The organism is Mycolicibacterium novocastrense (genome assembly GCF_001499835.1).
GTDB lineage: Bacteria > Actinomycetota > Actinomycetes > Mycobacteriales > Mycobacteriaceae > Mycobacterium > Mycobacterium novocastrense.
In genome coordinates this window covers 13,718-31,394 of record NZ_LQIH01000014.1, presented here as the reverse complement: position 1 = coordinate 31,394, position 17,677 = coordinate 13,718, and the positions used below count along the sequence as shown (strand labels likewise).

The following is a 17,677-nucleotide window of genomic DNA, read 5'->3' as shown; positions in this document are numbered from 1 at the left end:
TGTAGTAAATTGCTATCTGTAGGGCCAGCACAGCCGAAAGGAATCCATCATGACTGTCAACGAACTGATCGTCGCCACCACACCCGCGGACGCGGAGGCGGCCGAGACGGTCAAGAATCACCACGCTGAGCTGGCCGGACACCTCAAGGCGCTGACGGAGGCGATGGTGTCGGCGGCCGAACGCGGCGCCGGTTTCGAAGCGGCGCGCGCCGCGGCCGTCGAATTCCTGACCGACGAGTTGCTGCCGCACGCCACAGCCGAAGAGGCTCGCCTCTACCCCGCCGCCGCCCATACCGAACGGGCCCGGCCGCTGATCGAGTCGATGATCGCCGCGCACCGCGTCATCGGCGGTCTCGTGGACCGGATTCGCACCGAGCAGTCACCCGTGCGCGCGGCCGCGGCCGGGCACGCGCTGCGGGTCGTGTTCGAGGCCCACCTCGTCGACGAGAACGACCGGATCCTGCCGATCGTCGCCTCCGACCCGGAAATCTCGCTGGCAGACTCCCTCGACGGGATGCACGAACTGATCGGCGGCCACCACCATGCCGAAGGCGGCCACAGCTGCGGCTGCGGAGCCGACACCGAGGAACCCGTGCTCGACGTACGCGACGTGCCGCACTCAATCCGGCACGCCACGGTGTTCGGCGCTTTCGACGCGGTTCCGGTCGGCGCCAGCATGGTGCTCGTCGCGCCTCACGACCCGGTGCCGCTGCTGCACCAGCTGCACGACCGCACAGCCGGCCGGATCTCGTTCGACTACGTCGAACGCGGGCCGGAGGCCTGGAGGCTTCGCCTCACCCGCATCTGACGTGCCGCGAGCGCTCAGCCGGTACAGAATCGGCGGGGCTTGATTCGTACAAGGGTGAGCGCTGGCGACGGTCGAGGGTGTTAATGTCCGGCGCGTGACATCCGTACTCGCCATTCCACGGGGGCCCGAAGATGTAACGCCCGCGTGGCTCGGATCAGTGCTGGGAACTGACGTCGACACCGTCGAGGTCACGCCGATCGGAACGGGCCAGACCGGCGCCACGTACCGAGTGTCGGCGACATACGGCGCGGCCACCGACCTGCCCGCCACGTTCGCGATCAAGCTGTCTGCGCAGGACGACGCGGTGCGTGAGCGGGTGGCACTGGGATACCGCTCCGAGGTCGAGTTCTACTCGCTGATCGCCGACCGGATGCGAATCCCCGTCCCGCGAAGTTTCCATCAGGACATCTCCGAGGACGGCACCGACGTCGTCCTCCTGCTCGCGGATATGGCGCCCGCGGTGCAGGGCGACCAGATCGCCGGGTGCAGTGTTGTCGAGGCGCAGCTTGCCGTCGAAGCGCTGGCCGGGCTGCACGGCCCGAGTTGGTGCGAGCCCGAGTGGATGGATCTGTCCGCCATCGTCATGCCGAAGCCAGGCGACACCGAAGCGGCCACGGGCATGGGTGACGTCTGCAAGATGGCCGCCGGCATCGTGATCGACCGCCTCGGGTCTTCGATCAGCCCCGAGGACCAGGAAACACTGTCCGCGGCAATGGCTTCGGTCACCGACTGGCTGATGGCCGAGCCGGACCGTTATGCATTGATGCACGGTGATTACCGGCTCGACAACATGTTGTTCGACCCCGGCCACACCCGCATCACGGTGGTCGACTGGCAGACCATCGGCATCGGCCTGCCAGCGCGCGATCTCGCGTACTTCACCGCGACCAGCCTCGACCCGTCCGTGCGTGCGCAGATCGAGCGCGACCTCGTCGAGCGCTACCACCGCACTCTGATCGGTTACGGCGTCGGCGATTACGACCTCGAAACCTGTTGGACCGACTACCGCCTGGGCTTGGTGCAGGCGCCACTGCTCGTGGCGCTCGGCACGGCGTTCGCGACGTCGACCGAGCGCGGCGACGAGATGATGCTGGCGATGTTGAGTCGCGGTTGCCGGGCCATCCGCGAACTGCAGACCCTGGAGCTCATCGCGTCCTACCGGTAGGCGAGCCGACGCAGTAAGACTCCGGTGCCCGCAGACCGCGGGCGATTCGAGGCGGCTACTGCTCCCCGCTTGCAGGTCCGCGGCACCGCCGAACCCGCTGTGAACGGTATCGAGCCCTGCAACGTTGAAGTCTTCGGGATCGCTGGATCGAGGACATCGGGGACCTTCGCCATTTGATAGGAGCACCATGGCATTGCACGGCTTGGCCAAAGCCACCATCGGCGTACCAAATGTCGACGAAACCGTCGCCTATTACCGCGAATTCGGCCTCACGCACCGCGGGGGCGGCGTGTTCGCCACCCGCAACGGGGGTGACCAACTGAAAATCATGCATACGCCTAGGCGCCGGCTAGTCGAGCTGACCATCGCAGCCGATGACGAGGACGACGTCGCACGCACCGCCACGCGGCTCGCCACCTTGGGCGCCGAGGTGCATTGCTCGACGATCATGTGCTCGGCGTGTGAACCCGTTACGGGAACTCGGGTCACCGTCGAGATCCGGCCCCGGATCGTTGTCGAACCAGCCGTCGCTGCCACCGCGTACAACGGCCCCGGACGCATCGACCGTTGGGGCCGCGCACCTTTCATTGCTCGGCGGGGGCCGGTACAGCCGAGCAAGCTGGGTCACGCCGTGATCGGTTCCGTCGACCTCGAAACGACGATGCGGTTCTTCGTCGACGGGTTGGGCTTCAAAGTCAGCGACTATATGGGCGACAAAGCCGCCTTCCTGCGCTGTTCCGTCGAACACCACAACCTCTTGGTCATGGCTGCGCCGGTCAACTTCATGCATCACACTAGCTGGCAGGTAGACGACATCGACGAGGTCGGCCGCGGTGCTCAGTCGATGCTGGAAGGTCATCCCGAACGCCACATCTGGGGTCTCGGCCGCCACTATGCGGGCGCCAATTTCTTCTGGTACCTGAAAGATCCGGCGGGCAACTTCTCGGAGTATTACTCCGACATGGATACCGTCCCCGAGGACGAACTGTGGAGCCCCGAGGTGCTGCACGGTTTGCAGGGCCTCTACGCCTGGGGGCCGCCGCCTCCGCCGTCGTTCCTCGAACCCGACGATCTCGCAGCCCTGATGATCGGTGCCCACTTTTGCTGCGGGGCAGTGAGCGCTGCGGTCAGTCGCTGGTCCGTGCCTTCCGGATCGCCGCCACCCAGTCGAGCGTCTCGTCCACCGTGGCGACAGTCGTCACCCCGGCGGGCAGCGGTGGCCGCTCCACCATCACCACCGGTATCCCGAGCGCGGCGGCGGCGTCCAGCTTGGGTCGCGTCATCGACCCACCGCTGTTCTTGGTCACCAACGCGTCGATGCGGTGCTCACGCAGTAAGGCCAACTCGTCGTCGTAGCGGTATGGTCCGCGCGACAGCACAACCTGATGCCGCGACGGCAGGTCCTCCGCATCGGGTGCGGTGACGGCGCGGATCAGGAACCACGCGTCGATGTCGCGGAACGCCGCGGCCCCGGATCGGCCGGTGGTCAAAAAGACCCGCTGAAATCTTTCGGCGGCAACGACCTTCGCGGCCTCACGATCGTCACCGACCACGACCGCGTCGCCGACCGGCCAAGGGGGCCGCGCCAGCACCAGGTGCGGCAACCGTAGCTCGGCGCACACGGCCGCGGCGTGGGCGGTCATCGTCGCGGCGTACGGATGCGTGGCGTCGACGACGGCGTCGACCTGTTCGTCGCGCACCCACCTCCGCAGGCCGTCGATGCCGCCGAACCCGCCGACGCGCACCTCTCCGACCGGCAGCGCGGGGTCGGGTACCCGCCCGGCCAGTGAGCTGATCACCTCGATGTCGGGGTGCAGCCGTGCGGCGAGTGCGCGGGCCTCCGATGTGCCGCCCAGCAACAGGATTCGCATCAGTGCCGCCCCCGCCGCACCCGCCCCGACGAGTACAGGTAGCTGTCGGCGAACCCCTCGGCCGCCAGCACGTCGCCGACGACGATGACCGCGGTGCGCGTGATCCCCGCCGCCTTGGTCTGCGCCGCGAGATCCTCGAGCGTGCAGCGCACCACCTGTTGTTGGGGCCACGACGCGAACGCGACCACCGCGCAGGCTGTTTCGGGCCGGTAGCCGCCGGCCAGCAGCTCCGCGGCGATCGTGTCGATCTGCGCTGCCGCCAGGTGCAGCACCAGGGTGGCGCCGGGCGCCGACAGTGTCCGCAGGTCCTCCCCCGGCGGCATCGCGGTCGACAGGGTGGCCACCCGGGTCAGCGTGACCGTCTGCGCGACGCCGGGGACCGTGAGTTCGCGGCCCAGTGCGGCGGCGGCCGCGGCGAATGCCGGGACGCCGGGAACGATTTCGTAGTCGATACCGAGATCGTCGAGGCGGCGGCACTGCTCGGCCAGAGCGCTGTAGATCGACGGATCACCGGAATGCAACCGCGCCACATCGAGGTTCGCGGCGTGGGCGTCGGCGAGTTCGGTGATGATCTGGTCGAGTGTCAACGGCCCGGTGTCGACGACGCGCGCGTCCGGCGGGCACAGCGCGAGCAGGTCCTCGGGCATGATCGAACCGGCGTAGAGGCACACCTGGCAGCGCTGCAGCAGTCGCTGCCCCCGCACGGTGATCAGGTCGGCGGCACCGGGACCGGCGCCGATGAAGTAGACGGTCATCGCTTGGCCACCGCCCACTGCGTGACGGGCATGGCCGGGCGCCAGCCGGTGAAACCACCGAGCGGCTCGCCGCGGTGGTGCTCGAAACGTCGAAGCTCACCGCCTAATCGTGAATACCATTGGGCGACAAGTGCTTCTGACTCCACCGTGACGGCGTTCGCGACGAGCCGGCCACCGGACGGCAACCGATCGAAGCACGCTTGCAGCAGTCCGGGTTGAGTGATGCCGCCGCCGATGAAGACGGCGTCGGGTGCCGGTAGCGAGTCGAACGACGCGGGCGCATCCGCCTGCACCTCGACGCGGGCGCCGAATGCGACGGTGTTTTCAGCGATGCGTTTTCGGCGACGCTCGTCGCGTTCGAATGCCACTGCGCGGCAACCGGGTCCGCTGCGACACCATTCGATCGCGATGCTGCCCGAGCCCGCCCCGACGTCCCAGAGGAGCTGTCCGGGGCGCGGCGCCAGGGCGGCCAGCGTCACCGCGCGCACCGGTTGTTTGGTGATCTGCCCGTCGTTGGCGAACAGCTCGTCGGGCAGCACTCCGAGCCGCCGTTCGTCGGGCAGGTAGCGCACCGCAACCACATTGAGATCGTCGACGTCACCGGGAGGCCGCGCCGCCCATTCCTGCGCGGTGGCGGTTCGGCGCCGCTCGGCGGGGCCGCCGAGTTGCTCGAGGACGGTGACCTCGGAGTCGCCGCGGCCGGTGTCGGTCAGCAAGCGCGCCAGCGCCGCCGGAGTCGAACGATCGCGCGACATGACGACGGCCTGCCCGCCGCGGCGCACCGCGGTGTGCGGTGCGCTCGATACCAGGCTGATGACCTCGGTGTCCTGCACCGCCCAGCCCACCCGCGAGCAGGCCAGCGCCACCGACGACACGTGCGGCAGCACCGCGACCCGCTCGGCGCCGTACAGCCGGATCAGCGAGTTGCCGACACCGTGCAGCAGTGGGTCACCGCTGGCCACCACGTGCACGTCACCCTCGGCCCCGTCGAGCAGCGTGCGCAGCGCGGGCAGCATCGGTGACGGCCACTCCCGGCGCGCAGCGGTGACGGTGTCGTCGAGCAGCGCCAATTGGCGCCCAGACCCGTAAATCACGGTGGCCCTTGTGAGTTCGGCCTTGGCGACCGGCGACAGCCCGGGCATGCCGTCGGCGCCGATGCCCACCACAATGATCGTCATCGCCACCCTCTGCTCTTCGCGCAAGCGCTCATCGCCACCCTCTGCTCTTCGCGCAAGCGCTCATCGCCACCCTCTGCTCTTCGCGCAAGCGCTCATCGCCGCCCTCTGCTCTTCGCGCAAGCGCTCATCGCCGCAACCTCCGCCACACGAACCGCGGCGTCATCCGGAACGCCAGCGCCAACACGGCCAGCGACGCGGGCACCCACACCGTGCCGCGGCCCTTACCCAGCGCGCGGACGGTGGCGTCGGCGACCTGACCCGGTGTGCTGGACAGCGGCGCGGGCGTCATGCCCTCGGTCATCCGCCCGATCACGAACCCCGGCCGAACCACCAGTAGCTGCACCCCCGAGCCGTGCAGCGCGTCGGCGAGCCCGCTGCAGAACCCGTCCAGCCCGGCCTTCGCGGACCCGTAGACGTAGTTGGCGCGTCGCACCCGGACGCCGGCCACCGACGAGAACGCGACGATGGCCCCGGCGCCCGCAGCGCGCATCGTGTCCGCCAGCACGGTCAACAGGCTGACCTGGGCGACGAAGTCGGTGTGCACGATCGCCGCGGCATGCGCGGGATCCTTCTCCGCCAGGGTCTGATCGCCGAGGATGCCGAACGCCAGCACCGCGGTGTCGATCGGGCCGTGCTCGGCGACGATGGACTCGACGAGCGGGCCGTGCGAGTCCAGGTCGTCGGCGTCGAACTCGCGCACGTGCACGGCCGCGGCGCCCGCGGCAGCAACGGCGGCCACCTCCGCGTCCAGCTCGCCGGAGCGGCGCGCCGCCAGCAGCACCGCCGCCCCGGACGCCAGACGCGTGGCCACCTCGAGGCCGATCTCGCTGCGCCCGCCGAAGACCACGACCAAGGGCAAACGAGAGTCAGCCGTGTCTGTCATGGCTGCGATTATGTCCTGCGCTACGGTGAAGCCCGATGGCCCAGTCCAGCCGCCGGGCGACCACCCGGCTCACCACCGACGCGCTCGCGTTCCTGTCCGAGCGTCATCTCGCGATGCTGACGACCCTGCGTTCGGACAACTCGCCGCACGTCGTCGCCGTCGGCTTCACCTTCGACCCGACCACCCACATCGCCCGCGTCATCACCAGCGGAGGTTCGCAGAAGGCCGTCAACGCCGAGCGGCAGGGTGTGGCCGTGCTGAGCCAGGTTGACGGTGCGCGGTGGTTGTCGCTCGAGGGCAAGGCCAAGGTCAACACCGATCCCGACGCCGTCCGCGACGCCGAACTGCGCTACGCGCAGCGGTACCGCACACCGCGGGTCAACCCGAAACGCGTCGTGATCGAGGTTCGCGTCGAGCGGGTGCTGGGCTCCTCGGGCCTGCTGGACCGCGTCGCCGACTGACCGCGAATCAGCTGACCGGCACGACCACCAGGTCGTGCGGGCGGTTGTTCACCGGCTCGGCCCCTTCGGCGGTGACGATCACGATGTCCTCGATGCGCGCGCCCCACTCGCCGGGAAAGTAGATGCCCGGCTCCACGGAGAACGCCATGCCCTCCTCGAGGGTGAGCGTGTTACCGGTGACGATGTAGGGCTCCTCATGCACTGACAGCCCGATGCCGTGGCCGGTGCGGTGCACGAACGCGTCGGCCAGGCCCTCGGCGGCCAGCACGTCGCGGGCGGCGGCGTCGACCTGTTCGGCGGTGACCCCGGGCCGGACCGCGTCGACCGCGGCCTGCTGGGCGCGCTGCAGCACCGCGTAGCGACGGGCGATATCGGCATCGGGTTCGCCGATGCTGTAGGTACGGGTCGAGTCGGAGCTGTAGCCGGGCTCGTAGGGTCCGCCGATGTCGACGACCACAATGTCACCGGCGCGCAGTTCGCGGTCCGAACACTCGTGGTGCGGGTCGGCGCCGTGCGGCCCGGAACCGACGATGATGAAGGCGACTTCCGAATGCCCCTCGGCGACAATGGCTTCCGCGATGTCGGCGGCGACATCGGCCTCGGTGCGGCCGGGCACCAGGAAGTCGGGGACCCTGGCGTGGACCCGGTCGATCGCCGCCCCCGCCTTGCGCAGCGCGTCGATCTCGGCCGGATCCTTGATCATCCGCAGCCGGCGCAGGACGTCTGTGGCCAGCACCGGTACCGTTCCGAGGACCTCGGCGAGCGGAAGCAGGTGCAGGGCGGGCATGGAGTCGGTCACCGCGACCGCGAGCGTCCCCCCGCCCAGCGCCTCGCCCACAAGTGCGTACGGGTCGTCGCCGTCGACCCAGTCGCGCACCGTCAAGCCGAGTTCGGGCACCGCCGACTCCTTGAGCGCCGCCAACTCCAGCCGGGGCACCACGATGGTCGGGTCACCGTCGGCCGGTAACACCAGCGCCGTGAGGCGCTCGAAAGTCTGCGCGCGGGAACCGACCAGATAGCGCAGGTCGTAACCCGGCGTGATGACCAGGCCCGCCAAGCCGGCATCGGCCGCGGCGGACGCGGCGGCACGTAGCCGGGAGGCGTAGACATCGGTGCTGAATCGGTTGGCCGTCATGGGATTCAGGCTAATCCGCCCCCGGATAGCCGGCGACCGGGCTCGTCGACCGCGCTACTGTCAGTGACCGTGGCCGCTCCCCTCGTCCTGCTCGACGGCGCCAGCATGTGGTTTCGCTCCTATTTCGGGGTGCCCAACTCGATCACCGCGCCCGACGGCCGCCCCGTGAACGCGCTACGCGGCTTTCTGGACGCCATGGCGACGGTGATCACCCGCGAGCGCCCCGGCCGGCTGGTGGTGTGCCGCGACGACGACTGGCGACCGCAGTGGCGCGTCGACCTCATTCCGTCCTACAAGGCGCACCGCGTGCTCGAGGAGAACCCCGAGGGTGAGCCCGACGTGGAGGAGGTGCCCGACGACCTCACCCCCCAGGTCGACATGATCTTCGAGATCCTCGACGCGTTCGGCATCCCGACCGCCGGCGCCGCCGAGTGTGAGGCCGACGACGTGCTGGGCACCCTGGCCGCGCGCGAGAAGCGCGATCCGGTGGTGGTGGTCAGCGGGGATCGCGATCTACTGCAGTTGGTGCGCGACGAGCCGGTCCCGGTTCGGGTCCTCTACCTCGGCCGCGGCCTGGCCAAGGCCACCAAATGGGGCCCGAAGGAAGTGGCCGAGACGTACGGCGTGCCGGTGGACCGGGCGGGTCCGGCGTATGCCGAACTGGCACTGCTGCGCGGCGATCCAAGCGACGGCCTGCCCGGCGTGCCCGGTATCGGAGAGAAGACGGCCGCGACGCTGCTGGCACAGCACGGATCGCTGGAGAACATCCTCGCCGCGGCCAACGACCCGAAGTCGAAGATGAGCAAGGCCTACCGGACCAAGCTGCTCAAGGCCGCCGACTACATCGAGGCGGCGGCCCCGGTGGTCAAGGTCGCCACCGACGCCGAACTGGACTGGTCGACGCCCAACGACAGGCTCCCCTTGGCAGCCGAGCATCCACGCAAAGTCGTCACACTCGCCGAGACCTACGGCGTGACATCGTCGATCGGTCGCCTGCAGAAAGCCCTCGACGGACTCGACGACTGACAGGCCTACTTGGGTCGGCCGACCTCGTAGGTGCCCTTGTCGTCCTGGAAGGTCACCGTCACCTGGCGCTTGGTGCCGTCGATGCTGACCTCGCAGTTGAAGGTGCCGCCCTTCTCGACGGTCGGATTCTGGCCGTCATTGCACTTGACGTCCTTGACGTTGGTGGCGCCATATCCGTTGGCCTCATCGGTGAGGATCTGCTGCACCCCGGACTGCGCGGCGTCGATGTCGAGCTTGGTGGTGACGAAAAAGCCCGGCTTCCAGAAGCCCATGACCAGCACGACCGCGACGATGACCGCCGCCAGCAGGCCGATGACGCCGCCGATCACCGCCAGCGAGCGCTTCGAACCCTCCTCGGCACCCGGTGTGCCGTACTGCGGGTACTGGCCGAACTGACCCGGCTGCTGGCCGTACTGGCCGGGTTGCTGTCCGTACTGGCCGGCCTGGTCGCCGTATTGGCCGGGCTGCTGCTGATAGCCCGGTTGACCGGGTTGTGCGTATGGCTGCCCGTAGTGCGGCTGCCCGTACTGCCCCGGCTGCTGATAGGCCTGCGGGGTGTACTCGCTGGGCTGCTGTCCGTACTGCTCGCCACCCGGGTACTGCTGCGGCGGCTGATACGCCGGCTGCTGGTACTGCGGGTACTGCTGCTGGCCCTGCGACGGGTCGTAGGCGGGCGGCTGCCAGCTGGGCGCCGCCTGGGTCGCATCGCCGCCCTGAGGCTGCCACCCCTGGTTGGCCGATGGATCGCTGGACGGCTGGTCCGAAGGCTGTTCCGGCTGCTGGCCTGGCCACGACTGCGTCGGATCAGATCCCTGCGGTCCGCTCATATCACTCCTTGTTCACCCGCGGCCGAGCCGCGAATACCTGGGCGTCTTGCTCCCGACACATTACCCCGCATCAACAGCCACGACGCCGCGTCGAACGTCGTTTATCGCGCGTTTCGCGGTGCTTCGCAGCCCGGCGCCGGGCGCGGCGTTGCGTACCTGGTCCAGCAGGTCGAGGACCTGGCGGCACCACCGGACGAAATCGCCTGCCGACAGCGGTGATCCGCTGCCCGTGGCGTCGGACGCGGCCAGCGCACTGGTCAGGTCGCCGGTCGTGGCCCACCGGAAGATCGCGGCGACGAACCCGTCGTCGGGCTCACGGCTGCCCGTGATGCGGTGGCGCTGTTCGTCGGCGCGCAGCTCTGTCCACAGCCGCCGCGTCTGGTTGAGGGCGCGGCGCAGTCTTCCGGTCGGGATGTCGAAACCCTCGCGAGCGCCCGGCGTGTCACCGCGCGCCTCATAGAGCACCGCCGACACCACGCCTGCCAGTTCGGCGGCGTCGAGTCCCTCCCAGATGCCGGTGCGCAGCGCCTCGGCCACCAGCAGGTCACTTTCGCTGTAGATCCGGGCCAGCAGGCGGCCGTCGTCGGTCACCTTGGGATCGTCCGCGGCGCCGCTGATGAAGCCACGTTCGGTCAGCAGCACCACAATCCGGTCGAACGTGCGCGCCAGCGAGTTGGTCGCCGCGGCCACCTTCTGCCGGATCTGTTCATTGTCGCGTTCGATGCGCAGGTAGCGCTCGGCCAGCCGGGCCTTCTCCTCCCGGTCGGGCCGGTGATGAGCCGGGTGCGAGCGCAATTGCTCGCGCAACGAGGCCAACTCGGGGTCGATGTCGCGCTCGGCGCCCTCACGCGTGGGCCCGCTGCGCCTTCCCTTCCTCGACGGCACATCCAGGCGCTCGGCCGCCGAGATGAGCGCCGAGGCGAGGTCGCGCCGTGCGCGCGGATTGCGGTGCTCGACGCGTTTGGGCAACGGCATGGTGCCCATCGGGGCGGACGTTCCCGAGTAGTCGGCCGACGAGATCCGCCCGGCCCAGCGGTGTTCGGTCAACACCAACGGGCGCGGATCCTCGTCGTCGCGGGCGGCTTCGAGCACGACGGCCAAGCCTCCTCTGCGACCGTGGGTGATCGTGATGATGTCGCCGCGCCGCAGCGAGGCCAGCGCCTCGTTGGCCACCCTGCGGCGCTGCAGCCGTGACGCCCGCGATTGGGCGCGTTCGCGTTCGGAGATCTGCATCCGCAGCCGGACGTAGTCGAGGATCGAGTCGTCGCCCAGTTCGGCGTTGATCTCGCTGAGCATCCGCTCGCCGCGCTCGATGCCGCGGCGCAGCCCGACCACCGACCGGTCGGCCTGGTACTGCGCGAACGAGCTCTCCAGCAGTTTGTGTGCCTGCGCCGGACCCATCTGCTGGACGAGGTTGATGGTCATGTTGTACGAGGGCGCAAAGGAACTGCGCAGCGGAAATGTCCGGGTGGATGCCAATCCGGCCACCTCGGCCGGTTCGACGTCCGGGGTCCACAGCACCACGGCGTGGCCTTCGACGTCGATGCCGCGCCGGCCCGCGCGACCGGTCAGCTGCGTGTACTCGCCGGGCGTCAACGGCACGTGTTGTTCGCCGTTGAACTTCACCAACCGTTCGAGCACTACCGTGCGCGCGGGCATATTGATGCCCAAAGCCAGTGTCTCCGTGGCGAATACCGCCTTAACCAGGCCCGCGGAGAACAGTTCCTCGACGGTGTGGCGGAACACCGGCAGCATGCCGGCGTGATGGGCGGCAAGGCCACGCAGCAGGCCTTCGCGCCACTCGTGGTAGTCGAGGACGATCAGGTCGGCCTCGGGCAGATCTCCGCAGCGACGGTCGACGACCTCGGCGATGCGGGCGCGTTCCTCGTCGGTGGTCAGCCGAAGCGATGACCGCAGGCACTGTTTGACCGCGGCGTCGCATCCCGCCCGCGAGAAGATGAACGTGATTGCGGGCAGCAGCTCTTCGCGGTCCAGCGTGGCGATCACCTCGGGCCGCGACGGCGGCCGGTACATGGTCGGCCTGCCCCGGTTGCGGCCGCGGCCACGCGGCTGCCAGTCGGCCAGCCGGTCCGCTTCGCGCCGGTGTGCGATGTGGCGCAGCAACTCCGGGTCGACCAGCAGCTCCCGGTTCGGTTTCGTGGTGCCGCGAGCCGCCCGGGTGGCGCGGTAGTCGAACAGGTCGAACAACCGCTTGCCGACCAGGACGTGCTGCCAAAGCGGAACGGGACGGTGTTCGTCGACGATGACCGTGGTGTCCCCGCGTACGGTCTGGATCCAGCCGCCGAACTCCTCGGCATTGCTGACCGTCGCCGACAGGCTCACCAGCCGAACCTCGTCGGGCAGGTGCAGGATGACCTCTTCCCACACCGCGCCGCGCATGCGGTCCGCCAGAAAGTGCACCTCGTCCATCACGACATACGAAAGACCCTGCAGCGTCGCCGAATTCGCGTAGAGCATGTTGCGAAGGACCTCGGTGGTCATCACCACCACGTCGGCGTCACCATTGACCGACTGATCGCCGGTGAGCAGTCCGATCTTCTCCGGGCCGTAGCGTTGCACCAGGTCGTTGTGCTTTTGGTTGCTCAGCGCCTTGATCGGCGTCGTGTAGAAGCACTTGCCGCCCGCAGCCAGCGCGAGGTGCACCGCGAACTCCCCCACGACGGTCTTGCCTGCGCCGGTGGGTGCGCACACCAGCACTCCATGCCCGTTCTCCAGTGCCTCGCAGGAGCGGCGCTGGAAGTCGTCGAGCGCAAACGACAACTGTTCGGCGAAACGGGCCAGCTCGCAGCCCGATTCACTAGGTGGCATCGTCATCGACCACATGCCGCGCGGACGTCGGCACGGTGCTGGACGCCTCGACGGGCTCGGCGGGTTCGATCGGTGCGGCCTGGTCGTCGGAGATGTCCTCGAGCGCGGCCCGCCGGGCCTTACGCCGGTCGTGCAGCCTCGCGATCTGAATCGCGAACTCGAGCAGCACCGTCAGGGCGAGCGCCAGTGCCAGCATCGAGAACGGGTCGGATCCCGGGGTGAACAGCGCGGCGAACACGAACAACGCGAAGATCAACCCGCGGCGCCACGCCTTGAGCCGCTCGTAGGTCAGCACTCCGACGGCATTGAGCATCACGATCAGCAGCGGGAACTCGAAGCTGAAACCGAAGACCAGCAGCAGGTTGATCAGGAAGCCGAAGTACTGATCGCCGGACAGCGCGGTGATCTGCACGTCGCTGCCGACGGTGAGCAGGAAGCCCAACGCGGTCGCCAACACCACGTAGGCCAGCACCGCGCCCGCCACGAACAGCACGGCGCCGACGGTGACGAACGCGACCGCGAAGCGGCGCTCCTTCTTGTACAGCCCGGGGGTGATGAAGGCCCACATCTGATAGAGCCACACCGGGCAGGCCAGCACGATGCCCGCGGTCAGCGCGACCTTCAGGCGCAGCATGAACTGGTCGAAGGGCGCGGTGGCCAGCAGGCGGCATTCGTCGTCGGGTGCGATGGTCGCCCGCGACGAGGGCGGCAGATCGCAGTAAGGACCGCGCAGCCAGTCGCCGAGGCTGGGCAGCCCGAACACGCCGTGGCTGTACCAGAGGAAGCCCAGGATCGTCGTGACGACGACGGCAGCCGCCGAGATCAGCAGCCGGGTGCGTAGCTCATGCAGATGCTCGACCAGCGACATCGTGCCGTCGGGGTTGACCCGCGAGCGCCGTCGGCGAGGATCGAGCTTCTTGAACAGTCCTGGGGTCTGCACGGCATGCCTACTTACGCGGCAGCGCGGCCGCGGTCAGTCGATTCTCGACGGTCAGGCGGGACGTTTGTCCGAGGGATGCTCGGTTGCCGGAGCCGTTGCGTTGTCCGGAGCGGCGTTGTCGACCCGCTCCGAGGCGATCGGAGTGGCCGGCGGCGTGTCCGACTTGGAATCGGCCTGCATCTCCTTGATCTCCGATTTGAAGATCCGCATCGACTTGCCCAGCGAGCGCGCCGCGTCCGGGAGCTTCTTGGCACCGAAGAGCAGCACGAATACGGCGATAACGATCACCCAGTGCCAGGGTTGTAGACCGCCCATTTAGGTCACCTCCAGACGTCGCGGCCAGTCTACCGTCACTCGGCCTGCGCGCCGTATGCCCGCAGCGCCGCTTGCGCCGATTCCCGCACTCTCTCCGCAAGATGGGCGGGTTCGAGCACCCGCACGGCCGACCCGAATCCGAGTACGAACCGGGCCATCCAGTCGTCGGAGGCGTAGGTCATCGAGGCCTCCCAGCCGCCGTCGGGCAGTTCTCGGCTCACCCGCAGCGGGTAGTAGTCGAACATCCACGCCGCCGACCGGTCGATCAGCAGGAGTGCTGAGGGCAGCGAGGGATCCGCGTCGAACAGCGAGGTGTCCGGTTCGGCCTGCACCGCCGGCGGTGGCGGCGACGACGGCTCGTCGAGCACCTGCGCGTCGACGATGCGGTCGAAACGGAACAGTCGGACCCCCTCGGCGGTTCGGCACCACGCCTCCAGGTAGCTGTGGTCGCCGACCAGCACCACCCGGATCGGGTCAACGATGCGGCTGGTCAGCACGTCGTGCGAAGCCGAGTAGTACTCGATGGACAAGGCGTGCCCGTCGCGCACCGCCTCCCGCACCGCCGCGGCCGCCTCGCTCTCGATCGGCGCGGGCTCGTCGACCGCCGCGCCGTCCTGGCCTACCGTGCCCGCGGCGGACTCGATCTTCGCGATCGCGCTGCGCGCCGCCTCCGGGTCGACCATGCCGGGCACCTCGGCCAACGCGCGCAGGGCCACCAGCACGCCCGTCGCCTCCGGCGACGTCAACCGCAGCGGGTGGTCGATACCGGCGGTGAACGTCACTTCGATTGTGTCGCCCGAGAATTCGAAGTCGATCAGATCGCCGGGGCCGTATCCGGGCAGCCCACACATCCACAGCTGGTTGAGGTCCTCGCGCAATTGCTTGACGCTGACGCCGAGATCGGAGGCCGCCTCGGCGTAGGTGATCCGCGGGTTGGCCTGGAAGTACGGCACCATGTTGAGCAGCCGGACCAGCCGCGTCGACACGGCCGTCATGCGCGATCCGCCTGCGCGGTCAACCGGGCCACCACATCGTCGCGCAACGAATCGGGCTCGAGAGCCACCGCGTCGGGGCCGTAACTGGCGACCTCGCGCGCCAACCGGTCGAACATGCCGATGTCGATGGTGATCACCTCGCCCGCGCGGCCGTTGTGCGTGTGGGGCGTCGCCGAGGCGGCCCGTCGACGCAGCGCGGTGCCCTTGCCGTCGGCGATCCAGACCCGCGCCTGGCCACCGGACGGCCACTCACCCACTGCGCGCTCGACGACTTCGCGGAGGTCGACGTCCTGCGGTCGCTTGACCGCACCGGGTGGGCCGACCGTGGTCACCTCGGCGCCGATGCGGGAGAGCCGAAAGGTGCGTGTGGCGTCGCGGTCGCGGTCGTGGCCCACCAGATACCAGCGGCCCCTGTGGGTGATGACGCCCCAGGGTTCCACCGTGCGGGTGGTGTAGGGGTCGCTGCGCGACGGTCGGTGCGGGAACTGCACGGCTTGTCCAGAATCGATGGCGGACAACAGGATTCCGAGCACCTCCTCGGAGCCGCGCAGCCCGGGCAGGGCAGCGGTCGAGGTGATCGTCGGCGCGGCCTCCACGGCGTCGATGTCGATACCCGCGGCGCGCAGCTTCAGCAACGCGCCCTGGGTGGCGGTGATGAGCTCCGGGGATTCCCACAACTGGGTCGCCACGGCGACGGCGGCCGCCTCGTCGGGGGTCAGTTCGACCGTGGGCAGCGCGTAGGCCTCGCGGTTGATCCGGTAGCCCTCGGTCGGGTCGAACTGCGAAACCCGCCCCGTCTCCAGCGGAATCCCCAAGTCGCGCAACTCGTTCTTGTCGCGCTCGAACATGCGGGAGAAGGCCTCGTCGCTGGCGCTGTCGGCGTATCCCGAAACCGTCTGACGGATCCGCTCGGCGGTGATGAAGTTCCGCGTCGACAGCAGCGCGATCACGAGGTTCATCAGCCGCTCGACTTTGGAGATCGCCACTCGACCCAGCTTAGGGTGTCCGGCCCGCACGGCGAGCGCTCAGCCTGGTACCAGTTTTCGCGAGACTTACATCGAGGCGATGAGCCGCTTGACCCGCTCGTCGACCGACCGGAACGGGTCCTTGCACAGCACCGTGCGCTGCGCCTGATCGTTGAGCTTGAGGTGCACCCAGTCGACGGTGAAGTCGCGGCCGGCCTCCTGGGCGGCGCTGATGAACTCCCCGCGCAGTTTGGCCCTGGTGGTCTGCGGCGGCGTGTTGACGGCCGCTTCGATGTCCTCGTCGGTGGTGATCCGCGCGGCCAGTCCCTTGCGCTGCAGCAGATCGAACACCCCGCGTCCGCGCTTGATGTCGTGGTAGGCGAGGTCGAGCTGGCTGATCTTGGGATCGGACAGCTCCATGTTGTAGCGGTCCTGATAGCGCTGGAACAGCTTTCGTTTGATCACCCAGTCGATCTCGGTGTCGACCTTGGCGAAGTCCTGGCTCTCCACGGCGTCGAGTTGACGTCCCCACAGGTCGACCACCTGCTGGATCTGCGTATTGGGCTCGCGGCTCTGCAGGTACTCGACGGCGCGGGCGTAGTACTCGCGCTGGATGTCCAGGGCGCTGGCCTGCCGACCCCCGGCCAGGCGCACCGGGCGCCGTCCGGTCAGGTCGTGGCTGACCTCCCGGATCGCGCGGATCGGGTTGTCCAGCGAGAAGTCGCGGAACGCGATCCCGGCCTCGATCATCTCCAGCACCAGTGACGCGGTGCCCACCTTGAGCATCGTGGTGGCTTCGCACATGTTCGAGTCGCCGACGATGACGTGCAGCCTGCGGTACTTCTCGGCGTCGGCGTGCGGTTCGTCGCGGGTGTTGATGATCGGGCGCGACCGGGTGGTGGCCGAGGACACGCCCTCCCAGATGTGCTCGGCACGCTGGCTCAGGCAGAACGTCGCCGCCTTGGGGGTCTGCAGCACCTTGCCCGCACCGCAGATCAGCTGGCGGGTGACCAGGAACGGCAGCAGCACGTCGGAGATGCGTGAGAACTCGCCGGCCCGCACGATCAGGTAGTTCTCGTGGCAGCCGTAGGAGTTGCCCGCCGAGTCGGTGTTGTTCTTGAACAGGTAGATGTCACCACCGATGCCCTCGTCGGCCAGCCGCTGTTCGGCGTCGATGAGCAGATCCTCGAGCACCCGTTCACCCGCGCGGTCGTGGGTGACCAGCTGCGTGAGGCTGTCGCACTCGGCGGTGGCGTACTCGGGATGGCTGCCCACGTCGAGGTAGAGCCGGGCGCCGTTCCTGAGGAAGACATTCGAACTGCGGCCCCACGACACGACTCGCCGGAACAGGTAGCGCGCCACCTCGTCGGGGCTGAGCCGACGATGGCCGTGGAACGTGCAGGTGACACCGAATTCGGTCTCGATGCCCATGATCCGTCGCTGCACCTCATCGAGACTACTTGTTGCTCGGCGGTCACGGAGGGCAAGCCGCGCCGAAGAAGCACCGGACATCGGGTTGACACC

At 68.7% G+C, this 17,677-nt stretch carries 16 protein-coding genes and 1 pseudogene; 5 read left to right on the top strand and 12 right to left on the bottom strand.

Annotation, left to right across the window (positions count from 1 at the left end):
* Positions 1–49 precede the first annotated feature (49 nt).
* The 3 genes and pseudogenes from AU072_RS12885 to AU072_RS27620 all read left to right on the top strand — a co-directional run.
* Positions 50–808, top strand: coding sequence for a DUF2249 domain-containing protein (locus AU072_RS12885; RefSeq protein WP_064414129.1), 759 nt, complete (start codon positions 50–52; stop codon positions 806–808).
* A 94-nt stretch (positions 809–902) separates the two neighbouring features.
* The gene (locus AU072_RS12880; protein WP_064414128.1) at positions 903–1,973 is read left to right on the top strand and encodes a phosphotransferase family protein; all 1,071 of its coding nucleotides are present in this window, start codon (positions 903–905) and stop codon (positions 1,971–1,973) included.
* Positions 1,974–2,160: 187 nt separating this feature from the next.
* Positions 2,161–3,072 (top strand): annotated as a pseudogene (locus tag AU072_RS27620) (VOC family protein); the annotation flags it as partial.
* 28 nt (positions 3,073–3,100) lie between these two features.
* On the opposite strand, the gene AU072_RS12870 reads toward AU072_RS27620, so the two are convergent.
* From AU072_RS12870 to AU072_RS12855, 4 genes are all read right to left on the bottom strand, one after another.
* Positions 3,101–3,844, bottom strand: a complete 744-nt coding sequence (locus tag AU072_RS12870) for a cobalt-precorrin-6A reductase (RefSeq protein ID WP_064414126.1) — start codon at positions 3,842–3,844, stop codon at positions 3,101–3,103.
* Positions 3,844–4,599, bottom strand: coding sequence for a precorrin-4 C(11)-methyltransferase (gene cobM, locus AU072_RS12865; RefSeq protein ID WP_064414189.1), 756 nt, complete (start codon positions 4,597–4,599; stop codon positions 3,844–3,846). The genes AU072_RS12870 and cobM overlap by 1 nt, the downstream gene beginning before the upstream one ends.
* Complete coding sequence (cbiE, locus tag AU072_RS12860; protein WP_174523749.1) at positions 4,596–5,777, bottom strand: precorrin-6y C5,15-methyltransferase (decarboxylating) subunit CbiE; 1,182 nt, start codon at positions 5,775–5,777, stop codon at positions 4,596–4,598. Before cbiE ends, cobM begins: the two co-directional genes overlap by 4 nt.
* A 124-nt stretch (positions 5,778–5,901) precedes the next feature.
* On the bottom strand, positions 5,902–6,660 hold the full coding sequence (locus AU072_RS12855) for a decaprenylphospho-beta-D-erythro-pentofuranosid-2-ulose 2-reductase (RefSeq protein WP_064414125.1): 759 nt from the start codon (positions 6,658–6,660) through the stop codon (positions 5,902–5,904).
* A 35-nt stretch (positions 6,661–6,695) separates the two neighbouring features.
* Here AU072_RS12855 and AU072_RS12850 point away from each other — a divergent pair, with 35 nt between their 5' ends.
* Complete coding sequence (locus tag AU072_RS12850; RefSeq protein WP_064350059.1) at positions 6,696–7,121, top strand: F420-dependent biliverdin reductase; 426 nt, start codon at positions 6,696–6,698, stop codon at positions 7,119–7,121.
* 7 nt (positions 7,122–7,128) lie between these two features.
* Here the strand turns inward: AU072_RS12850 and AU072_RS12845 are convergent, their stop codons facing one another.
* On the bottom strand, positions 7,129–8,256 hold the full coding sequence (locus AU072_RS12845; protein WP_064414124.1) for a M24 family metallopeptidase: 1,128 nt from the start codon (positions 8,254–8,256) through the stop codon (positions 7,129–7,131).
* Between the two features lie 69 nt (positions 8,257–8,325).
* On the opposite strand from AU072_RS12845, the gene AU072_RS12840 reads away from it, so the two are divergent.
* Positions 8,326–9,282, top strand: coding sequence for a 5'-3' exonuclease (locus tag AU072_RS12840; protein WP_064414187.1), 957 nt, complete (start codon positions 8,326–8,328; stop codon positions 9,280–9,282).
* Positions 9,283–9,287: 5 nt separating this feature from the next.
* On the opposite strand, the gene AU072_RS12835 is transcribed toward AU072_RS12840, so the two are convergent.
* The 7 genes from AU072_RS12835 to pafA form a co-directional block, all read right to left on the bottom strand.
* Positions 9,288–10,109, bottom strand: coding sequence for a DUF4333 domain-containing protein (locus AU072_RS12835; protein WP_064414123.1), 822 nt, complete (start codon positions 10,107–10,109; stop codon positions 9,288–9,290).
* Positions 10,110–10,169: 60 nt separating this feature from the next.
* Positions 10,170–12,944, bottom strand: coding sequence for a DEAD/DEAH box helicase (locus tag AU072_RS12830; RefSeq protein WP_064414186.1), 2,775 nt, complete (start codon positions 12,942–12,944; stop codon positions 10,170–10,172).
* A complete protein-coding gene (gene tatC, locus AU072_RS12825; RefSeq protein ID WP_064350056.1) occupies positions 12,928–13,878 on the bottom strand; it encodes a twin-arginine translocase subunit TatC in 951 nt (316 codons plus the stop codon). The genes AU072_RS12830 and tatC overlap by 17 nt, the downstream gene beginning before the upstream one ends.
* Before the next feature lie 51 nt (positions 13,879–13,929).
* Entirely contained in the window at positions 13,930–14,193 is a 264-nt protein-coding gene (gene tatA / locus AU072_RS12820) for a Sec-independent protein translocase subunit TatA (protein WP_064404258.1), read from the bottom strand.
* A 35-nt stretch (positions 14,194–14,228) separates the two neighbouring features.
* Positions 14,229–15,188, bottom strand: coding sequence for a helix-turn-helix transcriptional regulator (locus tag AU072_RS12815; RefSeq protein WP_064414122.1), 960 nt, complete (start codon positions 15,186–15,188; stop codon positions 14,229–14,231).
* Positions 15,185–16,174 (bottom strand): helix-turn-helix transcriptional regulator, encoded by a 990-nt coding sequence (locus AU072_RS12810; protein ID WP_064414121.1) that lies wholly within the window; start codon positions 16,172–16,174, stop codon positions 15,185–15,187. The genes AU072_RS12815 and AU072_RS12810 overlap by 4 nt, the downstream gene beginning before the upstream one ends.
* A gap of 66 nt (positions 16,175–16,240) precedes the next feature.
* A complete protein-coding gene (gene pafA, locus AU072_RS12805) occupies positions 16,241–17,599 on the bottom strand; it encodes a Pup--protein ligase (RefSeq protein ID WP_094286531.1) in 1,359 nt (452 codons plus the stop codon).
* Positions 17,600–17,677: the final 78 nt, after the last annotated feature.